This is a genomic window from Streptomyces sp. WM6386 (assembly GCF_000972385.1).
Taxonomy (GTDB): Bacteria; Actinomycetota; Actinomycetes; order Streptomycetales; family Streptomycetaceae; genus Streptomyces.
Map to the genome: position 1 here is coordinate 1 of NZ_JXTE01000486.1, position 454 is coordinate 454.

A 454-nucleotide genomic window follows, 5' to 3' on the forward strand; every position below is an offset into this window, starting at 1 on the left:
TTCCGCCGCCCCAACTGCCCTGACCCCACAGGCGGTTCGGGAGCCGCCCGTCTCCGCCGAACGCGTCGGCTTCGCCCTCGTCACCTTCGCCGACGCACCGCTGCCGCCCGGGAGGTGCCCGGTGCCGGTCGGCCGTATCGAGGCCGGAACCCGCGCGGTGTACGTCTCGGGCCTCACCGACCGCATCGGGCTCGGGCCCACACTGCACGTGACGACCACCGACCCCTTCCACCTCGCCACGCAGTTGGCCGCTCTGGACCACGCGTCGCACGGCCGGGCCGCCTGGCTGGTGCGCACCGCACCGGCAAGGCGGCCCTGATCCGCAAGTGGCGCGAGCTGGCGGCCGAACGGGGTCTGCCGATACGGCAGTTGGTGCTGGAGGTGGCGCCGGGCCACCCGGCGTTCACCGGCACGCCGTCGGCCGTCGCCGACGAATGGACCCGCTACGTCACGA

1 protein-coding gene is annotated in these 454 nt (G+C 74.2%); it reads left to right on the forward strand.

All coding sequences use genetic code 11. The features are described 5' to 3' along the window. Positions 1-319: LLM class flavin-dependent oxidoreductase (locus TN53_RS42365; protein ID WP_046264240.1), on the forward strand; the 319-nt coding region annotated here is incomplete at its 5' end. Between the last annotated feature and the right edge of the window lie 135 nt (positions 320-454).